This is a genomic window from Microbispora sp. NBC_01389 (genome assembly GCF_045040095.1).
Taxonomy (GTDB): Bacteria; Actinomycetota; Actinomycetes; order Streptosporangiales; family Streptosporangiaceae; genus Microbispora.
This window is the reverse complement of record NZ_CP109552.1, coordinates 2238244-2258097: the sequence shown is the minus strand read 5'-3', so window position 1 is coordinate 2258097 and position 19854 is coordinate 2238244. Positions and strand designations below refer to the sequence as shown.

The 19854-nt window shown below is 72.1% G+C and carries 18 protein-coding genes; 11 read left to right on the top strand and 7 right to left on the bottom strand.

The genetic code is table 11. The annotated features are described in order from the left end of the window. Positions 1–38 precede the first annotated feature (38 nt). The gene (gene xylA / locus OG344_RS10175) at positions 39–1184 is read right to left on the bottom strand and encodes a xylose isomerase (protein WP_327048989.1); all 1146 of its coding nucleotides are present in this window, start codon (positions 1182–1184) and stop codon (positions 39–41) included. Between the two features lie 106 nt (positions 1185–1290). Between xylA and OG344_RS10170 the strand changes: the two genes are divergently transcribed. The 5 genes from OG344_RS10170 (at position 1291) to OG344_RS10150 (ending at position 9186) form a co-directional block, all read left to right on the top strand. Beyond that, positions 1291–2463, top strand: a complete 1173-nt coding sequence (locus OG344_RS10170; RefSeq protein ID WP_405087999.1) for an ROK family protein — start codon at positions 1291–1293, stop codon at positions 2461–2463. A 51-nt stretch (positions 2464–2514) separates the two neighbouring features. Further along, on the top strand, positions 2515–3018 hold the full coding sequence (locus tag OG344_RS10165) for a VOC family protein (RefSeq protein ID WP_150933968.1): 504 nt from the start codon (positions 2515–2517) through the stop codon (positions 3016–3018). A 175-nt stretch (positions 3019–3193) separates the two neighbouring features. After that, the gene (locus tag OG344_RS10160) at positions 3194–4033 is read left to right on the top strand and encodes an SAM-dependent methyltransferase (RefSeq protein ID WP_405087998.1); all 840 of its coding nucleotides are present in this window, start codon (positions 3194–3196) and stop codon (positions 4031–4033) included. Between the two features lie 214 nt (positions 4034–4247). After that, positions 4248–4595, top strand: coding sequence for an STAS domain-containing protein (locus tag OG344_RS10155; RefSeq protein WP_405087997.1), 348 nt, complete (start codon positions 4248–4250; stop codon positions 4593–4595). A gap of 151 nt (positions 4596–4746) precedes the next feature. Beyond that, entirely contained in the window at positions 4747–9186 is a 4440-nt protein-coding gene (locus OG344_RS10150) for an HAD-IC family P-type ATPase (RefSeq protein ID WP_405087996.1), read from the top strand. 18 nt (positions 9187–9204) lie between these two features. On the opposite strand, the gene OG344_RS10145 is transcribed toward OG344_RS10150, so the two are convergent. Beyond that, the gene (locus tag OG344_RS10145; protein WP_405087995.1) at positions 9205–11304 is read right to left on the bottom strand and encodes an MMPL family transporter; all 2100 of its coding nucleotides are present in this window, start codon (positions 11302–11304) and stop codon (positions 9205–9207) included. 115 nt (positions 11305–11419) lie between these two features. Between OG344_RS10145 and OG344_RS10140 the strand changes: the two genes are divergently transcribed. Further along, positions 11420–11896, top strand: a complete 477-nt coding sequence (locus OG344_RS10140; protein WP_405087994.1) for a MarR family winged helix-turn-helix transcriptional regulator — start codon at positions 11420–11422, stop codon at positions 11894–11896. A gap of 48 nt (positions 11897–11944) precedes the next feature. Here the strand turns inward: OG344_RS10140 and OG344_RS10135 are convergent, their stop codons facing one another. The 4 genes from OG344_RS10135 to OG344_RS10120 all read right to left on the bottom strand — a co-directional run bounded on the left by OG344_RS10135 (position 11945) and on the right by OG344_RS10120 (position 15700). Then, positions 11945–12562: a hypothetical protein gene (locus tag OG344_RS10135; RefSeq protein ID WP_405087993.1), complete on the bottom strand. Its 618-nt coding sequence runs from the start codon at positions 12560–12562 to the stop codon at positions 11945–11947. Positions 12563–12721: 159 nt separating this feature from the next. Further along, a complete protein-coding gene (locus OG344_RS10130; RefSeq protein WP_405087992.1) occupies positions 12722–13405 on the bottom strand; it encodes a siderophore-interacting protein in 684 nt (227 codons plus the stop codon). Between the two features lie 106 nt (positions 13406–13511). Next, positions 13512–14942: an aldehyde dehydrogenase family protein gene (locus OG344_RS10125; protein WP_405087991.1), complete on the bottom strand. Its 1431-nt coding sequence runs from the start codon at positions 14940–14942 to the stop codon at positions 13512–13514. Between the two features lie 143 nt (positions 14943–15085). Beyond that, positions 15086–15700 carry a pentapeptide repeat-containing protein gene (locus tag OG344_RS10120; RefSeq protein ID WP_327048978.1) on the bottom strand — a complete coding sequence of 205 codons (615 nt, stop codon included), beginning with the start codon at positions 15698–15700 and terminating at the stop codon, positions 15086–15088. 147 nt (positions 15701–15847) lie between these two features. Here OG344_RS10120 and OG344_RS10115 point away from each other — a divergent pair, with 147 nt between their 5' ends. The 5 genes from OG344_RS10115 to OG344_RS10095 all read left to right on the top strand — a co-directional run bounded on the left by OG344_RS10115 (position 15848) and on the right by OG344_RS10095 (position 19442). Continuing rightward, entirely contained in the window at positions 15848–16915 is a 1068-nt protein-coding gene (locus tag OG344_RS10115; protein ID WP_405087990.1) for a L,D-transpeptidase, read from the top strand. A gap of 60 nt (positions 16916–16975) precedes the next feature. Further along, positions 16976–17608 (top strand): trimeric intracellular cation channel family protein, encoded by a 633-nt coding sequence (locus OG344_RS10110; protein WP_405087989.1) that lies wholly within the window; start codon positions 16976–16978, stop codon positions 17606–17608. An 80-nt stretch (positions 17609–17688) separates the two neighbouring features. Next, positions 17689–17979, top strand: coding sequence for a hypothetical protein (locus OG344_RS10105; protein ID WP_405087988.1), 291 nt, complete (start codon positions 17689–17691; stop codon positions 17977–17979). 62 nt (positions 17980–18041) lie between these two features. Next, on the top strand, positions 18042–18920 hold the full coding sequence (locus tag OG344_RS10100) for a CDP-alcohol phosphatidyltransferase family protein (RefSeq protein WP_405087987.1): 879 nt from the start codon (positions 18042–18044) through the stop codon (positions 18918–18920). A 63-nt stretch (positions 18921–18983) separates the two neighbouring features. Next, on the top strand, positions 18984–19442 hold the full coding sequence (locus OG344_RS10095) for a hypothetical protein (protein WP_405087986.1): 459 nt from the start codon (positions 18984–18986) through the stop codon (positions 19440–19442). Positions 19443–19482: 40 nt separating this feature from the next. On the opposite strand, the gene OG344_RS10090 is transcribed toward OG344_RS10095, so the two are convergent. Then, positions 19483–19854 (bottom strand): winged helix-turn-helix transcriptional regulator, encoded by a 372-nt coding sequence (locus tag OG344_RS10090; protein ID WP_405087985.1) that lies wholly within the window; start codon positions 19852–19854, stop codon positions 19483–19485.

The window sequence follows — 19854 nt, the reverse complement described above, 5'->3', positions numbered from 1 at the left end:
TGTCTCTCGCTCTGTCTCTCGCTCCGTCTGCCGGCCGGTCAGCCGCGGACGCCGAGGAGGTGCTCGATCGCGAGCTGGTTCAGCCGGGTGAAGTGGAAGCCGCGCTCCGCGACCGCGTCCACGTCGATCGACTCGGCGAGGACGTCCTCGTACGTCTCACCGGCGGCGAGGGTCGGCAGGGCCAGCTGGTCGCACCTGCTGGCCTCCAGCGCCGCCTGCACCTCGGGGTCGGCGCGGTAGGCCTTCGACTTCTCCTTGAAGATGAGGTAGGTCCGCATGTTGGCCGCGGCCGACTCCCAGACGTCCTCCTTGTCCTCGGTGCGCAGCGGCTTGTAGTCGAAGTGGCGCGGGCCGTCGTAGCCGCCGTTCTCCAGCAGGTCGACGAGGAAGAACGCGTTCTTCACGTCGCCGTGGCCGAAGATGAGGTCCTGGTCGAACCTCGGGCCGTGCTGGCCGTTGAGGTCGATGTGGAACAGCTTGCCGTGCCACAGCGCCTGGGCGATGCCGTGCACGAAGTTCATGCCGGCCATCTGCTCATGGCCGGTCTCGGGGTTGAGGCCCACCATCTCGGAGTGCTCCAGCGAGTTGATGAACGCCAGGGCGTGCCCGATCGTCGGGAGCAGGATGTCGCCGCGCGGCTCGTTCGGCTTGGGCTCGACCGCGAAGCGGATGTCGTAGCCCTTGTCGATGACGTACTGGCAGAGGAGGTCGAAGCCCTCCTTGTAGCGGTCGAGCGCAACCCGCACGTCCTTGGCGGCCTCGGACTCGGCGCCCTCACGGCCGCCCCAGCAGACGTACGTCTTCGCGCCCAGCTCGGCGGCGAGGTCGATGTTGCGGATCACCTTGCGCAGCGCGTAACGCCGGACCTCGCGGTCGTTGCTGGTGAACCCGCCGTCCTTGAAGATCGGGTGGGTGAACAGGTTGGTGGTGGCCATCGGCACCTTCATGCCGGTGTCGGCCAGCGCCTTCTTGAGGTTCTCGACCGCCTTGGCCCGGTCCGGCTCCACCGCGAGGAGGTCGTCGTCGTGGAAGGTCACACCGTACGCGCCGAGCTCGGACAGGCGGTGGACGCTCTCGACCGGGTCCAGCGGGGCCCGGGACGCGTCGCCGAACTGGTCGCGCGCCTGCCAGCCGACGGTCCACAGCCCGAACGTGAAACGGTCCTCGGGAGTGGGGGTGTACATGAGTCGCCTCCGAATTAGTCTATGTTGTGGACTAAATATCCGACGTGGCGGGCTCCGGGTCAAGAGGGCGTGTCCAGGTCTTCAACGCCCGATAGTGGAGGGTGTGATGTCGCAGGCCGTACGACACGACGCGATGCGCGCCCGGAACCTGGCGCTCGTGCTGGGCGAGGTGGGCGCGCGCGGCGCGGTGACCCGGGCCGCTCTCGCCGAGATAACGGGCCTGACCAAGACGACCGTCTCCAAGCTGGTCGGCGACCTCATCGAGGGCGGCCTGGTGGTGGAGACCGGCGCCGTCCGGGACGGCGAGCGCGGCAGGCCCGGGGTCGAGCTCCGGATCAGCGGGCGCCGCGTGGCCGCCCTCGGCCTGGAGGTGAACGTCGACTACCTGGCCGTGTGCGTGGTCGACCTCGCCCGGACCGTGCGGCTACGCCGTACACAGGCTGTGGACAACCGCGCCGCACCCCCTGTGGACAGCATCGCGCGACTTGGGGATCTGGCCGCATCCGTTGTGGACGAAGCTGTGGAGAAGGGCCTCCGGGTGGTCGGCGGAGTGCTGGCCGTGCCCGGCCCCGTGGACAGGACCACGGGCGACGTCAGGAACGCTCCCAACCTGGGCTGGCGCGACGTTCCGCTGGCGTCGCTCATCCGGCACTTCCCCTTCCCCGTACGCGTCGAGAACGAGGCGAACCTGGCCGCGCTCGGGGAGCTGTGGTTCGGCTCGGGATTATCCGATTTCCTGCACGTTTCAGGGGAGATCGGCATCGGAGCCGGGCTCGTCGTCCGCGGCCGGCTCTTCCGGGGGGCGCACGGGTTCGCCGGCGAGCTCGGGCACGTCGTGGTCGCTCCCGACGGGCCCCGGTGCCGCTGCGGCGGCCGGGGATGCCTCGAACAGTACGCCGGGCAGGACGCGCTGCTGGCCGCCGCCGGGGTCGTCCGTGGCCAGCTGGGCGTCGCGCGGGTGGCCCAGCGTCTGCGGGAGGGCGACGAGAGGGCGCGGGCGGCCTGCGAGCGGGCGGCGTGGGCGCTCGGGGTGGCCCTGTCGTCGGCGATCCACCTGGTGGACCCCGGCGCCATCGTCCTCGGCGGGATCTACGCGCCGCTGTTCCGCTGGATCGGCGACGTGGTCGGAGACACGCTGCGGGGCCGCCTCGGCCAGATGCGCGGCACCGTGCCGCCGGTGATCGTGTCACGGCTCGGCGCGGAGGCGGCCGCCCTCGGCGCGGCCGGTCAGGTGATCGAGCAGGTCATGGCCGACCCTGCCGCCCTTTTGCACGCCTGAGCTAGACTTACTTGAAAGCTCAAGTGATGGGCTCAAGCAACGGGAGGGATCATGCCGGTTCAGCGGCTCAACCACGCGGTGCTCTACGTGCGGGACGTCGACCGCAGTGTGGCCTTCTACCGGGAGGCGCTCGGCTTCCGCGTCGTCAACGCGCTCCCCGGGGCGGCGTTCCTGCAGGCCGAAGGGTCGTCGAACGACCACGACCTCGGGCTCTTCCAGATCGGCGCGCAGGCGGGGCCGTCGTCGGCGGGCCGGGCGACGGTGGGGCTCTACCACCTCGCGTGGGAGGTCGACACGCTCGCCGAGCTCGACCGTGTCGCGACCCGGCTGGCCGCGATGAACGCCCTGGTCGGCGCGTCCGACCACGCGACCACCAAGGCCCTCTACGCGAAGGACCCCGACGGGCTGGAGTTCGAGGTCTCCTGGCTCGTGCCCGCCGACCTGATCACCGACGAGCTCCTGGCCGGCCGCACCACGATCAGGCCGCTCGACCTGGCCCGGGAGCTGGAACGGTACGGCGCACACACCCGCGGCGGGGTCGGCGTCAGCGTCTGACCCGAAACATGACCGAAACGCCCACAGTCGACAGGACAAAGGTCTGAATGTAACAGCCTTGTATTCATTGACCGACCTATCCATACCACTTATCGCAAATCACCCCCCTCGCCCCTCGCGCGGCTCTAGCATGATCGCGATCTGAACCGGTACGGCGAGGGGAACAGGACGGATCGTGGACGACGACGCCCAGCGCGAGGCCGCCGCGAGAGCGGCCCGAATCGACACGAGCAAGCCGAGCATCGCCCGTGTCTACGACTTCTTCCTCGGCGGCAAGGACAACTTCGCCATCGACCGCCAGATAGGCGAGGCGACCCTGAAGATCGCGCCGGACGCCCCGTCGGCCGGCCGGTCGAACCGCGCCTTCCTCCGGCGCGTCGTCCGCCACCTGGCGGCCGAGGCGGGCATCCGGCAGTTCCTCGACATCGGCTCCGGCCTGCCCACCCAGGGCAACGTGCACCAGGTCGCCCAGGAGGCCGCCCCCGACTCGCGGGTCGTCTACGTCGACAACGACCCCATCGTGCTCGTCCACGGCCGGGCGCTGCTCGCCACGAACGGGAGCACCACGGTCATCGAGGCCGACATCCGCGACCCGGAGTCGATCCTGAACCACCCCGCGATGCGCGACCTCATCGACTTCACGCAGCCGGTGGCCCTGCTGCTCTTCGCGATCCTGCACCACGTCAACGATCACGAGGACCCGCACGCGATCGCCGCCCGCTTCCGGGAGGCCCTGCCGTCCGGCAGCTACCTGGCGCTGTCCCACTTCCACAACCCCGGCCCGTCCATGCCCGAGGTCTCGGCGCAGGCGACCACCGCCGAGAAGCTGTTCAACGAGAACCTCGGCACCGGCCGGTGGCGCACGCGCGACGAGATCCTCGCGTACTTCGGCGACATGGAGCTCCTGGAGCCCGGCGTGGTCCCGCTCGCGGAGTGGCGGCCGGACCCCGGCGAGCCGGTGGACCGCGGGATCACCTATCACACGTGGTTGGGTGGCCTGGCCCGTAAGCCCTGAGATCGATAGTCCTGCGATTATCGCCTCGGCACAAACGTGAGTTAGGTCACTGTCCCCACGCGGGACCGTACGGGTATCAGTGCAGGCGGCGTCACGTCCGGCGACGGAGTGACGGCCGCCCTGCTCCGCGTACGGCCGTCGGCCCGGTTGACACCGGTCGGTGCGGACGGTGATGCTCGGAGGTGGTTGCCCCTCTACAGGAAGGCGGCACCGCATGATGACCGTCAATGGGTCGTTCGAACCCACTCGCACGAAGAACCTGCTCTACACGGACCCGCAACTCAGCGTCCGCACCTCCGCGGACGGGTCCGTCCGCCTGATCGGCCAGATCGATCTCACCAACGGCGACGCCATCGCCGGCGCCCTGAACAAGGCCTGGACGAAGGCCGACGCACAGGCCGTGGACGTGGCCGAACTGAAGTTCATCGACCTCTACGGCCTGCGCGCCCTGGCCGTGCTGTCCGACTCACCGGTCGGCCACCCCATCCGGCTCGACAACGTGCGGCCCGCGCTGCGCAAGCTGCTGCTCCTGCTCGACTGGCCTGCCTTCACGATGGCCTGAGCCGGGTCAGCCCTTCCCGCGAGTCCTTTCCGCCAGCCCTTCCGGCCGACGCGTTTCCGTCGGCGCGGATGGAGGAAAAGTATCGGAGGACGGTCGTCCGGCCGTTCTACCGTAATTCGTGAGTTCCCCCCGACTCTCGCGAGGAGGGGTGATGATCCTCACTCAGGGGCTCACGACGTCGGTGGCCCTGCTGCGGAGCGTGCTGCCCGAGCCACTCCGCGACCTTCTGCCGTGCACCCGTGAGGTGCGTCTCTGCCCGGGAGGGCTGCGCATCGGCCTGCACGGCATCGGCCGGCCCGGCTCCGAGGAAGCCGTCACACGGCTGGAGACGCGGCTGGGCGAGGTCGCCGGCGTGGAACGGGCGGAGGTCAACGGCCGCCTCTCCTGCGTCTTCGTCGCCTGTGACCCCGAGCTGACCGACCGGGACGAGCTCCTGAGGATCGCCACCGAACTCGACTCGCTGGAGGAACACGCCCACGAGACCCCCGTCCACCTCGCGCACGAGCACCTGAGGGCGACCGTACGGCTGGGCGCGGGTCTGGCCGGGATCGGGTGGGTCTTCCTCGCCAGGGCGGTGCGCGTGCCCCGGCTCCCCGCCGCGGTGCCCTCGCTGGTGCAGCTCGTCAACGCGACGCCCGCGCTCCGCGAGGAGCTCGACCGGCGCCTCGGCCGGCGTCCCGCCGAGGTCCTCTTCACCACGGCCAACCTGGTCACCCAGACGCTCACCCTCCGCCCGGCGGGACTGCTGGTGCAGGCGGTGGCGTCGTTCGGCCGCTACGTGGAGACCAGGGCGGGCCGGTACGCCTGGGAGGACCTGGAGGAACGGCTGGCCGAGCGGCCGGGCGCCTACCACCACGTCAGGGCCGGGTCGCGACCCCGGCCCTGCCCTCTCCCGCACGGCCCGATCGAACGGTACGCCGACGTGGTCGGCCCGATCAGCGCCGCGGGCTACGCGGCGGCCCGGTTTCTCACCCGCGGCGAGCGGGCGGTGTCCGTGCTCGTCTCGGCCACCCCCCGGGCGGCCCATCTCGGCCGGGAGGCGTTCTCCGGCGCCGTCCTCCGCGCGCTCGGCGAACACGACACCGTCGTCTTCGACGCCGACACCCTGCGCACGATGGACCGCGTCGACACCGTGATCCTCGACGCCGCCGCCCTCACGACCGGCTCGTGGACGATCGACCGGGTCGAGCCGCTGCTGGACGGCCTCGACACCGACGAGCTGTACTCCCGGCTCTACTCCCTCATCGACTTCGCCGATCCCGGGCGCGTCCGGAACGGTGACGGGTGGTCGGCCCGGCCGCTGCCGGACCCCTCGCGGCTCGTTCCCGGCGGCGACGACTGGCGGAGCCGTGGGCTGCGGGCCGTGGAGGTGACCAGGGACGGCGCCCGGGTCGCCGTCGCCGGTCTCGCCCCGGAGATCGACGCCCTGGCCGTACCCGTCGTCAGCGCGGCCAAGGGGGCGGCCAGGGATTCGGGCACCGTCTTCCTTGCGGGCGGCGACGAGGGCCTGGCGCGACGCCTCGCGATCTCCCGCATGCTGCCCGGTGGCGACGAGCTCGCCCGGCGCGTCTACGAGCTTCAGGCGGAGGGCCACTGCGTGGTCGTCGTGTCCGCGTGCGCCCGGCACGCGCTGGCGCAGGCCGACGTCGGCGTGGGGGTCGTCGATCCGCAGGGGAGCGTTCCGTGGGACGCCGACGTCGCCGGAGAGCTGCAGGGCGTCCACCTGTTCCTGCGCTGCCTGCCCCGCGCGCGGGGCACCAGCGCGAACGCCGTACGGCTCGGGGCCGCGGGCGCGGTCGTCGGCACCCTGCTGGGCCTCGCAGGCCCGGCCGCCACGGCCCTGCGGCGGGCGCAGATCGCGGGCGCCGCCGTCTCCGGGGCCGCCATCGTGCTCGGCGAGTGGGCCGGGCGCGGTGCGGGACGCATCCCCGCCCCGCCCCGCGCCGACACCACCCCGTGGCACGCCATGTCGGCCCGGGAGGTGCTCTCCCGGCTCGACTCCTCGCCGTCCGGCATCGCCGGGCAGGAGGCGGACAGGCGGCGCGCGCAGGCAGTGCCCGAGGAGGAGGAACCGCCGCACTCGCTGGCCCGGGCCACCGTGGAGGAGCTCGCCAACCCGCTCACGCCCGCCCTCGCCACCGGCGCGGGCATCTCCGCCATGGTCGGCTCGATGCTGGACGCCGTGCTGATCGGCGGCGTCATGGTCGTCAACGCGTTCCTCGGCGGCGTGCAGCGGTTCAAGGCCGACCAGGCGCTGCACCGCCTGACCGAGTCGACCGAGGTCCTCGTACGGCTGCGCCGCCCCGAGGGAGTGGTCGAGGCCACCAAGGACGACCTCGCCCCCGGCGACGTCATCGAACTGCGCGCGGGCGACGCCGTGCCCGCCGACGCCCGCGTCATCAAGGCGGTCGGGCTGGAGCTCGACGAGTCCAGCCTCACCGGGGAGTCCCAGCTGGTCGCCAAGACGGCCGCGCCGACCATGGCGGCGGCCGTCGCCGACCGCGTCTCGATGGTCTACCAGGGGACGACGGTCGCGGCCGGCAGCGGCCGGGCGGTGATCGTCGCGACCGGCGACCTGACGGAGGCCGGGCGCAGCGCCCGGCTCGCGAGTGAACCCGGCCCGCCGACCGGAGTCGAGCTGCGCCTGCGGGAGCTGAGCCGGCGGATCCTCCCACTCTCGATCGCCTCGGGGGTGGTGCTGCTCGTGACCGACCTCCTGCGCGGGCGGTCCCTCGCCCAGGCGCTCACCCCCGCGGTCAGCCTGACGGTCGCCGCCGTGCCCGAGGGGCTGCCGTTCGTGGCGACCGCGGCGGAGCTCGCCGCCGCCCGGCGGCTGTCCAGGCGGGCCGCCCTGGTGCGCAACCCGTCCACGATCGAGGCCCTCGGCCGGGTCGGCGTGCTGTGCTTCGACAAGACGGGCACGCTGACCGAGGGCCGGATCAGCCTGCGTCACCTCTCCGACGGACGCGCGGGCCGCCCGGTCGAGACGGTCGGCGCGGTCGGCGCGGACGGCGCGGACGCCACGCTGCGGCGCGTCCTCGCCGCCGCCGTGCGGGCGAGCCCCCGGTCCGGCGCCGGACGGGTGATCGCCCACCCGACCGACCGCGCCGTGCTGGAGGGCGCCAACCGGCTGGAGGTCACCCCCGGGGAGGGGTTCGACCACTGGGAACGCGTGGACGAGATGCCGTTCGAGCCCGGCCGGGGATACCACGCCGTGCTCGGCCGCACCGAGCACGGCCACCTGCTCAGCGTGAAGGGCGCCCCCGAGGTCGTGCTCACCCACTGCGCCACGGTCCACCGGGAGACCGGTGAGGTGCCCTGCGACGAGTCCGTACGGCTGGAGCTGGAGCAGGAGGTGGACCGGCTGGCCCGGCAGGGATACCGGGTGCTCGCCGTCGCGCAGCGGACCGCGTCCGACCGGCGCGACCTGGACGAGTCGCGCATCGATGAGCTGTGCTTCCTCGGCTTCCTGGGCCTGGCCGACCCGGTCAGGCCCACGGCCGCGCAGAGCGTCGGCCGCCTCATGCGGGCCGGGGTCCGGGTCGTCATGGTCACCGGCGACCACCCCAGCACCGCCGAGGCGATCGCGGTCGAACTGAACGCGCTGAACGGCGGGCGGGTGATGACCGGCCCCGCGCTGGACGAGCTCGACGACGAGACGCTGACCAAGATGCTGCCCGAGGTGTCGGTCTTCGCCCGGGCCACCCCCGCCCACAAGGCCAGGATCGTCACCTGCCTGCGCCGGGCCGGAGAGGTCGTGGCCGTCACCGGCGACGGCGCGAACGACGCGCCCGCCATCCGCACCGCCGACGTCGGCATCGCCCTCGGCTCGCGGGCCACCCCCGCCGCCCGGGCCGCCGCCGACCTCGTCGTGACCGACGACCGCATCGAGACGATCGTGGACGCCATCGTCGAGGGCCGGGCGATGTGGAGCTCGGTGCGCGACTCGCTGAGCATCCTCCTCGGCGGCAACATCGGCGAGATCGCCTTCACCGTGGGGTCCAGCCTGCTCGCGGGCGGCAGCGCGCTCAACGCCCGGCAGCTCCTGCTGGTCAACCTCCTCACGGACATGGTGCCGGCCATGGTGGTCGCCGTACGGCCGCCGGCCTCGACCGACCCGGAGAGGCTGCTCTCCGAGGGCCCCGAGGCGTCGCTGGGCGCGTCGCTGACCCGCGACATCTACCTGCGGGCCGTGGTGACGGCGGGCGCGGCGACGGTCGCGTGGCTCGCCGGCCGCCTCAGCGGCACCCGTACGCGGGCCAACACGATCGGTCTCGTCGCGCTCGTGTCGGCCCAGCTCATGCAGACGCTGGTGGAGGGCGGGCGGGACCGGGTGATCGCGCTGGCCGCCCTGTCGTCGCTCGCCGTCCTGGGGTTCATCGTCACGGTGCCGGGAGTCAGCACCGTCTTCGGGTGCCGTCCGCTCGGACCGGTGGGCTGGGTCATCGGCCTCACCAGCGCCGCGGCCGCCACGCTCGTGGGCGTGCTCGTACGGCGCCCGGCCGGGCAGTCGAGCACGCAGCCGAGCAGGGAGGCGAGCGTGCGGGCCGAGCGCGGCGGGACCCCGGCCCCCGTACCCGTCCCGGCCTGACCGGTCTGTACGGGGTGATCAGGGGCGGGCCGCCTCCGCCTCCCGTACGGACGTGTGCGTGGACGACGCCCCGGCGGCGGGGTTTCCGGGCCACCAGAAGCGGTCGCCCAGCAGCGTGACCAGCGCGGGGACGAGCACGCTGCGCACGAGGACCGTGTCGAGCAGCACGCCGAACCCGACGATCACCCCGATCTGGGTGAGCGTGATCAGCGGCAGCACGCCGAGCACCGAGAACACCGCGGCGAGCAGGACCCCGGCGCTGGTGATGACCCCGCCGGTCACCGCGAGGGCGGTGACCACGCCCTCGCGGGTGCCCTGTTCCGCCGCCTCCTCCCTGGCCCGGGTGGCGAGGAAGATGTTGTAGTCGATCCCCAGCGCCACGAGGAACAGGAAGCTCAGCAGCGGGACGTCGAGGTCGAGCGCGGGGAAGCCGAGCAGATGCCTGAAGGCGAACCAGCCCGCGCCGAAGCTCGCCCCGAAGCTCGCGATCACGGTCAGCACCAGCGTCACCGCCGCGACCACCGAGCGGAGCAGGGCGAGCAGGACGAGCAGCACCACTCCCAGCACGAGCGGCATGATCAGCTTCTGGTCGCGCGTGGCCGCGTCGCGTTCGTCCAGATCGGCGGCCGCCTGCCCGCCGACGACGGCCCGCGCTTCCGGCACGGCGTGCACGGCCGCGCGCAGCGCGCGGACCGCCGAGAACGCCGCCTCCGTCCCCGGTTCCGCCCCCAGCACCACGTCGGCCCGGGCGTACTCGGCGGTCCGGTCGCCCGGCGTGACCCGCACGACCCCGGGCACCCGCGAGGCGGTGGCCTCGACCTCTTCCGCCGCCGAGGCGCGGGAGATCAGGACGAGCGGCTGCGCGCTCCCGGCCGGGAAGGCGCGGCTGAGCGTCTCCTGCCCCGCGATCGCCTCCACCTTCTCCCGGAACTGCTCCGTCTGCGACAGGCCGACCTTCAGCCCGGCGGCGCCCAGGGCCAGCACGGCCAGCACCGCCACGCTCACCGCGGTCATCAGTGCGGGCCGCCGCGACACCGCGCCGCCCACGCGGGCCCACACGCCGCCCCGCGCCGGGTCGGGCTGCCCCGTCTTCGGGGCGAACGGCCAGAACAGCCCCTGGCCGAACAGCACGAGCACGGCGGGCAGGACCAGCAGGGCGTAGCCGACGGCGGTCACGATGCCGATCGCCCCGGCCAGGCCGATGCCGCGCACCGCCGGCGAGTCCGCGAGGACCAGCGTCACCAGGGCGAGCGTGACCGTCGCCGAGCTGGCCAGGATGGCCGAAGCCGCCGAGCGGACGGCCCGCGCCATGGCCCGGTGCCGGTCGTCGTGGACGCGAAGCTGCTCCCGATAACGGGCGATGAGCAGCAACGCGTAGTTGGTGCCCGCGCCGAATACCAGCACGGAGGTGATGCCGAGGGTCGAGTCGTCCACGGTGAGCCCGGCCGTGCGGGTGAGCACGGCGACGATCTTGGCGGCGACCTGGTCGGCGACGCCGATGACGCCGAGGGGGACCAGCCACAGCCAGGGGCTGCGATAGGTGATCAGCAACAGGAGCGCGACGACCGACGCGGTGACCGCCAGCAGGGTGAAGTTCGCGCCGTCGAACACCGCCGCGAGGTCGACCTTGAACCCGGCCGGGCCGGTGACCTGCGCCCTAGCCCCGGCGGGCAGACCGGCCGCGGCCTCCGCGCGGATCTTCCGTACGGTGCCGGTGAGATCGGCGAGCGGCAGCGCGCCGCGCAGCGGCACGCTCAGCAGCGCCACGTCGCCTTTCTCCGAGTAGACGGGCGGCGGCACCCGCCCGCCTGCCGCCAGGGAGGTGAACCGCCGCGCGTCGGCGTCGATCGACGCCCGGTCCCCTGCGGACAGCCCGCCGTCACGGCTGTAGACGACCAGGGCCGGCGCGAGCTGACCGCTCGGGAGACGCTGCTGCAGCCGGGCCACCGTGCCCGACTCCGCGCCCCTGGGCAGCGCGGCGGCCGGGTCGGTGTTGACCTTCGACGCGCCCCCGAGTGCCAGGGCCAGACCGGAGAAGACGATCGCCAGGACGACCGCGAGCCACTTGCCCCGGGGACCCCAGAGCGCCGCCCATCCACTAGTATCTGCTGGCCTCATCCGCCATCTCTTTCCATGGTGAAATATTTCAGCAGTGGAATATTTCTACCGTGGAAAGATTAGGTGGAGCCGGGGGCGGTTGGCAACGTCGGAGGCAACGCGGGAGGTGGTGCGGGTGGCCGAGGACACCATCGATCCCTTCGAGCTGATGAACCTGATGCGGCGTCTCAACGTCGAGGTGGACCGGTTCGCCGAGCAGTTCGCCGTGGACCACGGACTGCACCGCACCGATCTCGACGCCCTCACCGTGATCATGGACGCCTCGCGCGAGGGGAGGCCGCTGACCCCCGGGGCACTGGGCGCGGCGCTCAACCTGAGCGCGCCCGCCACCAGCGCCCTGATCAACCGGCTTGAGCAGGCCGGCCATCTCACGCGGCACCGGAGCACCGGCGACCGGCGCAAGGTGGAGCTCGCCATGCACGAGCAGGCGGCGGCCCTCGCGGGCCGGTTCTTCGCACCGCTCGGACGGCGGATGTCGGCGGCGCTCGACGAGTTCACTCCCGAGGAGCGCCGGGTCATCGGGCGCTTCCTCACCCGGAGCATCGAGGCCACCGTCGCGGCCAGGCAGGAGACGGCTCACGAGGGCTCGTGAGGGCTCGTAAGGGCTCGTGAGAAGGCGCCTCTCGCGACGGAGCGTACGTCAGCGGTGCGGGTGCATCTTGCCGCCGCGATGGTGGTGCTTGTGGGCACGCGGCCGGTGGGTGCGCGGCTTGTCCGTCACCTTGAACTTCTGGAAGCCGAAGTCGGGCAGCGTGATCGGCTTGGAGGGGTCGTCCGAGATCGGGACGACCACCACGTCGTGCCGTACGCCGTCCTTGCCCTTCAGGTGGTAGACGGCCTGCTTCGGCTGGGCGGCCTGCGGGGCTGCCTGGGCGGCCTGTCCGGTGAGAGGGGCGGGCGCGACTGCCGGCATGACGGCGGGCATGACGGCCGGCTTCGCGACCGGCGCGTACACCGGGCTGTAGCCGGTGGTGTCGCCAGGACTGTCCTCGGTGCTGTCGTCCGGGCCGGATGGACCGTAGCCGGGGTCGCTCACCACCGTGTCGAGCCCACTGTCGAGCCCCGTGTCGAGTCGCGGCGTCGGCGCCTCCCCGCCCGTGTTGTCAGCGCCCGTGTTGTCAGCGCCCGTTTTGTCAGCGCGAGCGGTGGTGCCGCCGCGGTCGCCGGAGAGGGCCGCGGTTGGTCTGGGATCGGCGGACGCGGCCGGTCCGGCGATCAGCGTCGCGGCGAGAGCGGCGGTGGCCGAGAACATGATCATGGGTCTCCCCCGAGGTCACGGATCCTACGAGGAAGACGGTAGGCAGCGCGTCTCCGCCGATCACGCCGCCGACGCCCAATGTCGGGTCAAGCCTGGCGAGCCCGCCGGCCCGTGCGCGCCAGCCCGCGCCCTCAGTCCAGCCCCGCCAGCCCGCGCCTTTCAGTCCATGCCGCGCCGTCCGGGGGCCCAGAAGGGCTTCATCACGATGTCTCCGCGCGACCAGCCGCGTTCCCGGACGAGATGGTCGCGCACCGCCTGGCAGTCACGGACCTGACCGGCCAGGTAGGCGACACCCGGCGTCGCGGGGAGGTCCAGCGAGCGGACCGCGCCGACGAGATCGGCCGGCCGGTAGGACCAGCTGAGGCGGTCGGCTCGCGCCAGGGGAAGACGGTCGCCTGGGCTCTCCGCCGAGATCGCGCCGTACACGGTCGCGTTCGGCAGGGCGCGCAGCATCGCCCCGAACGCGCCGGCCGCGGTCTCGTCCCCGGCGAAGAGGTGATACGGCGCGTCCGCGCGCACGACGAACCTGCCCTGGGGAGCGATGAAGGCGACCGGATCGGCGACGCGTGCCTCCCTCGACCACAGCGCTCCCGGTCCGGGCGTGGGGTGGTCGAGGACGCACAGGTCGAGATGTCCGTCGGGCGAGTACTGCCAGATCGAGTAGGTGCGCAGCAACCCGCGCAGCCACGAGCGTGGCGAGCGCGGGTCGCCCACCCGTACGCGGATGTGGTTGCCCGGCTTCCAGGCGAGGCCGCGCAGATCGGGCCCGGCGATGCGAACGCGGCGCATGCGCTCGGCGACCTGCTCGATCTCCGTGACGGTGCCGTGCAGGAAAAGGCTCATCGCGCGGCCTCCCTGCGACTGCTCAAGTTCATGGGGTCAACAGTGGCGGGTGATGTGCGCCCGAAGTCAAGCGGGGGGCCGCCACCGGCCGCTCAGGGCAGTGGGGTCAGGGCAGCGGGGTCAGGTGGACGACCTTGGTGTGGGTCATCTCGTCGAGCAGCTCGGGTCCGTAGCCGAAGCCGTGCCCGCTGCCGCGCAGCGGCTGCGCGGCGCCGCCCGGCGCGCCGCCGAAGACGGCGTTGATCTTCACTGTGCCCACCGGAAGCTCCCGCCAGGCCCGCTGGGCGTTGGCCATCGACGGCGTGAGAACCGTGGCGGCGAGGCCGTACCGCGACTCGCGGGCCAGCTCCAGCGCCTCGTCGAACGACCCGGCCACCCGCACCGCCGCGACCGGGCCGAACGTCTCCTCCCGCATGACGTCCATGTTCTCGGTGCAGTCGGCCAGGACGGTCGGCGGATAGAAGGCCCCCGGCCCCTCGGGGACGTATCCACCGGCCAGCAGCCGCGCGCCGGCCTCGATCGCGGCGCGCACGTGCCGGTCCACGACGTCGCGCTGCGCCCGGTCGACCAGCGGCCCGAGGGTGGTCTCCTCGTTCAGGCCCGGGCCCATGCGCAGCTCCTCGGCCCGCTGCACGAGCGCCGCGAGGAACCCCTCGGCGACGTCCCGGTGGACGTAGACGCGCTCGACGGAGGTGCAGATCTGCCCGGCATTGGCGAAGCAGCCGGTCGCGGCCTGCCCCGCCGCCCACTTCACGTCCACTCCCGCGTCCACGATCAGCGGGTCCTTGCCGCCGTTCTCCAGCAGGGTCTTCGCGCCGGTGCGCGCGGCGACGGCGGCGATGGCGCGGCCCGCGGCGGTCGAGCCGACGTGCGCGACGAGGTCGATCCCCGGATGCGCGGCCAGCGCCTCCCCCGCGTGCCGGTCGCCCGGCACCATGGTCAGCGCGCCCGGCGGCAGCTCCTCCGCCATCAGCCCGGCGAGCAGCGCCCCCGTGTGCGGCGTGCGCTCGGACGGCTTGTGGACGACCGTGTTGCCGGTCACGAGGGCCGCCCCGACGAGCCCGCAGGCGATGGCCACCGGGTCGTTCCACGGGGTGATCACCGCGACGACGCCGCGCGGTTCGGACACCATGAGGTCGGTGGCGTCCCAGCCGCCCTGCAGGCTGCGCCCCCGGTGCAGCGGCCCCAGCTCGGCGTACTGCCTGAGCGTGCCGGCGCCGGCCGCCACGCCGCCGCGGCTGTCGCCGATCGGCTTGCCCATCTCCCTGGTCACCAGTTCGGCGAGCTCGTCCGCGCGGGCCTCGATCCGGCCGGCGATCCGGTGCAGGCACGCCGCCCGCTCGGCGGGCGCCGTACGGGCCCAGCCCGCCTGGGCGCGGCGGGCCGAGTCGACGGCGCGCTCCACGTCCTCGGCGCAGCCGGCGGGGAAGTCGCCCAGCGGCTCCCCGGTCGCGGGGTCGGCGACCGTGCGGTCTCGTTCGCTCGCGCTCGCCGTCCACTCCCCGTCGGTCAGCACCCAGCGATCCCTGTCCCGCACCCCGGTCTCCTCCCGTGACCCGCACGCACGTGTCAGCCTTCGTGTGAGGCCTCGTGTGTGAGCGCTCGTGCGACGTGGTCGCTCTACCCCTGCTCGCTACCCCCCGGTGCGTACGGTTATCACCACGGTTCGCGGACGTCCCGTCAGCGCACCTCCAGGCCGAGCGACGTGGCGATGACGATCGCCTGATGCGGGTCGACGACGGCGCCCGCGATCTCGGCCGTACGCGGGTCGAGCGCGGACAGATCGCTGCCGCGCAGGTCGCACCGGGAGAAGTCGGCCCGGTGCAGCCACGCGCCGGACAGGTCCACCCCGCGGATCGTCGCCCCCGCGCACCGCGCTCCGGTCAGGTCGGCCTCACGCATCCGTACGCCGGTCAGGGACGCGCGGCGCAGGTCGGCGCCGGGCAGGGCGGTCAGCGACCAGTCGCCGCCCTCCACCTTCATCAGGTCGTGGGTGCAGCGCTCGAAGACGCTGCCGACGAGCTTGCACCCGGTGAAGGTGGCGTCGAAGAACGAGCACCGGACGAACGTGCAGCTCACGAAGGCTGAATCGGTGTGCGCGGACACGTTGAACCGCACGTCGCGGAAGACGCACTCGAAGAACTCCGCGCCCCGGCTCGACGCCTCGGTCATGTCGACGTCGGTGAACTCCACCCTGCGGTGGCTCTCCCCGGACAGGTCCCGGCTGTCCCAGTCCTCGGACTCGACCGTGCTCTCCGTGGGCGGAGCCTTTCTGCCGTACGCGCGCTCAGCCACGGCCATCCCTTCGGCGACACATGCGCCGACCGTATCGCCCGCCACCGACAGTTACTTGATCGTTATCGCCTCGGACGCACAAAAACGGCTTTTCGTACGTTCCAAGGGAGTGCAATTCGCAGTGAAACCCCCTATGAGGAGTAGACCGTGAACATCCTCCGGCGGGCGGCCCACGTCACACTCACCGTCGCCGCCATCGCCGTCTCTGCGGCCTGCTCGGCGGAAGGCACAGCCCCACAGACCGAAGCAGCACAGACCGCGGCGGCACAGTCCCCGGCCGCACAGTCCCCGGCAGCGCAGGCCTCCGGGCTCGCGCCGCACGCGGCGTCCAGGACGGCGCGCAAGGCGGGCACGCCGAACCTAGCCATCGCCGACATCACGCCGATGGGCGAGAAGGTCGAGCGGGTCGGCGTCGGTTTCCCGATCATCGTCACGTTCGACCGGGCCGTACGCGACCGGGCGTCCGCGGAGTCGGTGCTGCTGGTCCATGCCGAGAAGCCGGTCGAGGGCGCGTGGCGCTGGGTCTCCGACCGCAAGGTCGTCTATCGGACCAAGACCTACTGGAAGCCGCACCAGAAGGTGCTCTTCAAGGCCCTGCTGAGCCGGATCCCCGGCAACGAGGCCGCCGAGGACGTCTCGCGCCGCTTCGCGGTCGGCACCGCCAACATCGCGGTCGTCGACACGAAGAAGCACGTGATGAAGGTGCGCCGCGACGGCAGGATCGCCAAGACCATCCCGATCAGCGCGGGCCGCGGCGGCCTGGTCAAGAACGGCGTGGACGTCTACCTGACGACCAGCGGCGTCCACCTCGCCATGGGCAAGAAGCCGGTCGAGACGATGACGTCGTCCTGGCTCGGCGTCACCGACCCGAAGGACCCGCTCTACTACAAGCTGGAGATCCCCTGGGCGGTCCGGATCTCCGACAGCGGCGAGTACGTCCACCAGAGCGCGGGCGCCTACCAGTTCCTCGGCAGGTCGAACCAGAGCCACGGCTGCGTGCGGGCCACCCCCGCCGGGGCCAAGTGGTTCTACGGCATCAGCCAGCGCGGCGACGTCGTCCAGGTCACCGGCACCAAGCGCAAGCTCGACTGGCGCAACGGCTGGAGCTACTGGCAGCTGAACTGGACCCAGTGGAAGCGCGGCAGCGCCCTGCCGGCCGGTTCCCCCACCCCCTCCGCGTCCCCGTCCCCCACCTCCGACGGCCTGGAGGGGTGACGCGCCCCAGGTAGGCCCGTCGGCCGTGCCGGAGCCGTCTCACAGCTGTGGGGAAGCCGTGTGGAAGACTCCACAGCTGTGACTCCCGCGCTCGACCTCGCTGGAATCTTCGTCTTCGCCCTTTCCGGCGCGTTGCAGGGCGTACGCAAACGGCTCGACGTGGTCGGCATGGCGGTGCTCGCGTTCTTCACCGCCGTCGGCGGCGGGATCACGCGCGACCTGTTCATCGGCGTGCAGCCCGCCGCCTTCCGGGACACCTGGTATCTCCTCGTGCCGATCGCGGCCACCGCCCTCGCCTTCTTCTGGCATCCGCAGGTCGAGCGGGCGATGCCCGGTGTGCTCGTCTTCGACGCGGCCGGCCTCGGCCTGTTCTGCGCGGTCGGCACCGCCAAGGCGCTGGCGTACGGCCTCTCGCCGTTGCACGCCGTGCTGCTCGGGGTCTGCACGGCCGTCGGCGGCGGCGTCCTCCGCGACGTCCTGTCCGGCGAGATGCCGACCCTGCTCTACGACCGCCAGCTCTACGCGGTGCCGGCGATGCTCGGCTCGACGGCTATGGCCACCCTGTACGCGATGGACATCCGGGGATTCGCCGCCACCCTGTCCTCGGCCGTGCTCGCCTTCGCGCTCCGCATCCTCGCCATGCGGTACGGCTGGCGCGCTCCCCTCGCCCGGGGCGTCGGCGGGCCGGCCTGACGGGCCAGCCTGACGGGCCGGCGCGCGCCCGATAGGCGCGTCCGCTTAAATCCGCATTTATCGCTGTTTGGCGATTTCGCATGCCCGGGCACCCCGGGAAAAAGCCGCGAGAGGCGGCCGGCGAGTGCTTTGATGAGTCACAGGAAAAGAAGCACAGAAGAAGCACAGAAGAAGCCCAGAAGAAGCACCGAAGAAACTTCGCAGAAACGCCGAAGGAATGCCGACCCAAAGGCACAGGCATGCTCAGAACTCTTCTCCTGCTGATGGTCGCCCTGTTCGACGCCGACGAGCCGCATCCGGGCGACGACTCGCACGCACTCGACCAGGACGACGAAGCGGACGAAACGGAAGATCTGGACGACGATTTCTGACGTTTCCCCCGTGACTCGCCGAACACGTGACTCGCCGAACAACCAGAAAGCCCCCCTAAAAGATGAAGTTCACATTTCACGACGTACGCTCACAGACGTACAAGGCGCGCGACGCCTGGTGGACCGTGTTCCTGGTAGATCCCCTGGCCGGCCGGTTGGTCGTCGGAACCGCCAACCGCACGTCCGTCACCCCCAACCAGATCACCTGGGGCGCCTTCGCGCTCGGCCTGGGGTCGGCCTGGTGCTTCCTGCGGGCGGAGTGGTCGTGGCTGGTCGCGGGGGCCGTGCTCTATCACCTGAGCTTCGTCCTCGACTGCATGGACGGGAAGATCGCCCGGCTGAAGGGGACGGGCACCGTCCTCGGCGGCTGGCTCGACTACGTCTTCGACCGGATCAGGGTGCTGGCCTGCACCATCGCGCTGGTGTGGGGGCAGTACCGCGCGACCGGCGACGACGTCTACCCGCTGCTGGGCATCACGGTGGTGTTCCTCGACATGCTCCGTTACATCGACGCCCTGCAGATCGCGAAGGTCCGCCGGGAGATGCGGCGCAGGGTGCGGAGGGCCTACTGCGAGTCGTCCGGCGATCCCGTGCCCCTTCCGCGGGCGCTGCTGCGCGAGGACCCCGACGACGACCCGGACGAGATCAGGGTGCGCCTGGTCACGACCGTCGATCTGCAGGAGGAGTTCCGCAGCCGCTTCTCCTGGTATCCGCGGCTGCGGGAGTGGCTGCGCGCGCACCGGATCCGTACCCATCTGATGAGCGGCATCGAGTTCCAGATGGCGGTGTTCATCGTCGGGCCGCTGACCGGCGCGATCGTGCCGGTGACGATCGGCGCGGCGGCCCTGCTGCTGCTGTTCGAGGCCGCGATCATGTACAAGCTCCTGCTGTCGTCACGCGACCTGTCCCGCGTGCTCGCCGGGATCCGCGCCTCCGGCTGACGCCGCCTCCTGCCTGCTGAAGACGCTGGTAGAGACGCGGGTGCGGTGGGTAGCGGTGGGGGCATGACCGAACGCGACGAATCCGGCGAGGGCCTCCCGGCCCGGCCCGATCCCGATCACCGCCGCCCGCCCGGCCTCGACGACGTCACCGTCGACGCGCTGGGCAGGCTCAGCAAGGCGCTGGAGACGATCCACCGCGTCAGAGGCCACCTGTACGCCTTCCACCAGCTCACCGGCACGGCGGACTTCGAGCTGGACAATGCCGTACGGCTGCTGCGCCAGGCCGGGCACGACAAGTGGGCCGACCGGATCGAACGCGAGCTCATCGGCCGCAACGTCCTCCAGGGGCGCTGGACCTTCCAGATCGTCGAGGAGTACGACGACGGCTACTACGCGGTCTTCCAGGAGCTGGAGCGACAGGCCCGCGACGAACTGGCCGGTGGCCGCCGCCACCTCTTCGAGGCGGAGCTCAAACAGCAGCGCCGCACTCCCGGGCAGCCCGGCCACGAGGCGACGCCGTAACCGAATCCGGCGAACACCGCTCGCCGCTCGCCGCTCGCCGCTATCCGCGGTCCCCGGTCGTGGAGGGCGCGTGGTGGTCGTCCCGTCCGCCGAGCAGGTGCTCTCGTCCCCACACGCCGAGCGGGGCGAGCGCCTCGTTGAGCGCGACACCGAGCGGAGTCAGGGAGTACTCCACCCGCGGCGGCACCTCGTCGTACACCTCGCGGTGCACGATGCCGTCCGCCTCCATCTCACGCAGGTGCGAGGCGAGCACCTTCTCGGTCACGCCGGGCAGCAGCCTGCGCAGCTCGCCGAAACGGCAGGCGTGTTCGTTCAGCGCCCAGAGGATCGAGCTCTTCCACTTCCCGCCGATCACGTCCATCGCCGCGTCGAGCCCGCAGACGGACGCTCCCGGCCTCCGCGAGATCCGCAT

Bases quoted from the DNA above. Each gene is read 5' to 3' on its own strand.
- OG344_RS10165 (WP_150933968.1), top strand. From the start codon at position 2,515: ATGCCGGTTCAGCGGCTCAACCACGCGGTGCTCTACGTGCGGGACGTC.
- OG344_RS10170 (WP_405087999.1), top strand. From the start codon at position 1,291: ATGTCGCAGGCCGTACGACACGACGCGATGCGCGCCCGGAACCTGGCG.
- OG344_RS10155 (WP_405087997.1), top strand. From the start codon at position 4,248: ATGATGACCGTCAATGGGTCGTTCGAACCCACTCGCACGAAGAACCTG.
- OG344_RS10145 (WP_405087995.1), bottom strand. From the start codon at position 11,304: ATGAGGCCAGCAGATACTAGTGGATGGGCGGCGCTCTGGGGTCCCCGG.
- OG344_RS10100 (WP_405087987.1), top strand. From the start codon at position 18,042: ATGAAGTTCACATTTCACGACGTACGCTCACAGACGTACAAGGCGCGC.
- OG344_RS10090 (WP_405087985.1), bottom strand. From the start codon at position 19,854: ATGCGGATCTCGCGGAGGCCGGGAGCGTCCGTCTGCGGGCTCGACGCG.
- xylA (WP_327048989.1), bottom strand. From the start codon at position 1,184: ATGTACACCCCCACTCCCGAGGACCGTTTCACGTTCGGGCTGTGGACC.
- OG344_RS10130 (WP_405087992.1), bottom strand. From the start codon at position 13,405: ATGAGCCTTTTCCTGCACGGCACCGTCACGGAGATCGAGCAGGTCGCC.
- OG344_RS10105 (WP_405087988.1), top strand. From the start codon at position 17,689: ATGCCCGGGCACCCCGGGAAAAAGCCGCGAGAGGCGGCCGGCGAGTGC.
- OG344_RS10095 (WP_405087986.1), top strand. From the start codon at position 18,984: ATGACCGAACGCGACGAATCCGGCGAGGGCCTCCCGGCCCGGCCCGAT.
- OG344_RS10150 (WP_405087996.1), top strand. From the start codon at position 4,747: ATGATCCTCACTCAGGGGCTCACGACGTCGGTGGCCCTGCTGCGGAGC.
- OG344_RS10135 (WP_405087993.1), bottom strand. From the start codon at position 12,562: ATGATCATGTTCTCGGCCACCGCCGCTCTCGCCGCGACGCTGATCGCC.